The organism is Bradyrhizobium sp. NBAIM03 (assembly GCF_020194055.1).
GTDB lineage: Bacteria > Pseudomonadota > Alphaproteobacteria > Rhizobiales > Xanthobacteraceae > Bradyrhizobium > Bradyrhizobium yuanmingense.
This window is the reverse complement of the sequence record NZ_JADYVS010000078.1, coordinates 1-1,960: the sequence shown is the minus strand read 5'-3', so window position 1 is coordinate 1,960 and position 1,960 is coordinate 1. Positions and strand designations below refer to the sequence as shown.

The 1,960-nt window shown below is 66.4% G+C and carries 1 pseudogene; it reads left to right on the top strand.

What is annotated here, in order from left to right:
* Positions 1-1,960: pseudogene (locus tag I6F21_RS37450) on the top strand (DUF1522 domain-containing protein); the annotation flags it as partial.

The following is a 1,960-nucleotide window of genomic DNA, read 5'->3' as shown; positions in this document are numbered from 1 at the left end:
CCGTCTGTCGACCGGCAAGAGCGTCAACTCGGCCCTGGACAATCCCACCAACTTCTTCACGGCCCAGTCGCTCGACAACCGCGCCAGCGACATCAACAACCTGCTCGACGGCATCGCCAACGGCGTGCAGGTGCTGCAGGCTGCCAACACCGGCATCACCTCGCTGCAGAAGCTGATCGACTCTGCGAAGTCGATCGCCAACCAGGCGCTGCAGACCACGGTCGGCTATTCCACCAAGTCCAACGTCTCCGCCACCATCTCCGGTGCGACGGCGGCCGACCTGCGTGGCACGACCTCCTACGCCAGCGCGACGGCGAACAGCAACGTCGTGTATAGCGGTGCGGCCGGCGGCACCACCGCGGCGACCGGCACAACCACGCTCGGCGCCACCATCGGCGTCTTCGCCAGCACGGGCGCAACGGCCGGCGACGGCACCACGGCGCTGACCGGCACGATGACCCTGATCGCCACCAACGGCACGACCGCGACCGGCCTCGCCGGCAACGCCCAGCCTGCCGACGGCGACACGCTGACCGTGAACGGCAAGTCCATCACCTTCCGCAGCGGCTCGGCTCCGGGTGCGACTGGCGTTCCGACCGGCTCGGGCGTCAGCGGCAACATCGTCACCGACGGCAATGGCAACAGCACCGTCTATCTCGGCACCAACGGCACGCCGGCAGCGACCGTCAACGACCTGTTGAGCGCGATCGATCTGGCAAGCGGCGTCAAGACGGTCTCGATCACCTCCGGTGCGGCGACGATCGCCACGAGCAACGGCCAGACCGCTTCGACCGTCGCTGCGGGCGCCGTCACGCTGAGGAGCTCGACAGGTGCGGATCTGAGCGTCACCGGCAAGGCCGACCTGCTCAAGGCTCTCGCCCTGACCACGTCGGTGGGCGGCGGCAACGCCACCGTCAACGTCAACCGGACCACCAGCGCGGCCTCGCTGGGTGCGACGATCACCGACGGTTCGACGTTGAACGTCAACGGTAAAGTCATCACCTTCAAGAATGCGCCGATCCCGGGCTCGACCGGTGCGCCGAGCATTCCGACCGGCTATGGTGCGAACGGTAACGTCCTCACCGACGGCGCCGGCAACTCGACGGTCTATCTGCAGGGCGGTACCCTCAACGACGTCTTGAAGGCGATCGACCTTGCCACCGGCGTGCAGACCGCGACCATCAGCGCCGCCGGCGCTGCCACGCTTGCGACGGCCTCCGGCCAGACCAACTCGTCGATCAACGCCTCGGGCCAGCTGAAGCTGTCCACTGGCGTCAATGCCGACCTGTCGATCACCGGCACGGGCAATGCGCTGAACGCGCTCGGCCTTGCCGGCAACACCGGAACGGCGACCGCCTTCACCGCGGCGCGCACCTCCGGCATCGGCGGCATCAGCGGCAAGACCTTGACCTTCACCTCCTTCAACGGCGGCACGGCGGTCAACGTCACCTTCGGCGACGGCACCAACGGCACGGTCAAGACGCTCGATCAGCTCAACACCAAGCTGCAGGCCAACAACCTGTCGGCGACGATCGACGCCAACGGCCTGCTGACGATCTCGACCACCAACGACTACGCGTCCTCGACCATCGGTTCGAGCGCCGCGGGTGGTGCGATCGGCGGCACGCTGACCTCGTCGCTGACGTTCTCGACGGCTTCCAGCCCCGTCGCGGACGGTTGCCCAGACCTCGCGTGCGAACCTGGTGTCTCAGTTCAACAACATCCTGAACCAGATCGACTCGACCGCGCAGGACTCCTCGTTCAACGGCGTCAACCTCTTGAACGGCGACCAGCTCAAGCTGGTGTTCGACGAGACTGCAAAGTCGAGCCTCAGCATCACCGGCGTGACCTACAATTCCAAGGGTCTGGGCCTCGCCTCGCTGACCAGCGGTGTCGACTTCATCGATAACGCTGCCACCAACAAGGTGCTGACCAACCTCAACGCCGCCTCGAGCACGCT